Genomic DNA, 322 nt, shown 5'->3' with positions numbered 1-322 from the left:
CTACACGCTGTGGCAACAGCAGGTGCTCGGCGACGAGAACGACCCCGAGTCGGTATTGGCCCGCCAATTCGCCTACTGGCGAAACGAATTGGCCGACGCTCCCGAACAGATCACCTTACCGCTGGATCGGCCCCGCCCGCCGCGCCAATCCTTCCGGGGCGAGCTGGTCTGGTTCACTGTCGATGCCGGGCTGCGGCAGAAGGTGGAGCAGCTGGCCCAGCACACCGGGACCACGCCGTCGATGGTGCTGCAGGCCGCGCTGGCGGTACTGTTGCGCAAGCTCGGTGCCGGCGACGACGTGCGCATCGGCAGCCCGATCGCC

The 322-nt window shown here is 68.0% G+C and carries 1 protein-coding gene; it reads left to right on the top strand.

Features of this window, described 5'->3' with window-relative positions; genetic code table 11:
* A partial coding sequence (locus tag F0Q45_RS27070) for a condensation domain-containing protein (RefSeq protein WP_149656707.1) occupies window positions 1–322 on the top strand: 322 nt, incomplete at both ends.

It is taken from the genome of Mycobacterium simiae, assembly GCF_008370645.1.
In the GTDB taxonomy this organism is placed as follows: domain Bacteria; phylum Actinomycetota; class Actinomycetes; order Mycobacteriales; family Mycobacteriaceae; genus Mycobacterium; species Mycobacterium simiae_A.
Note: the sequence above shows the minus strand (reverse complement) of the source record. Positions and strands in the feature narration are given on the sequence as shown.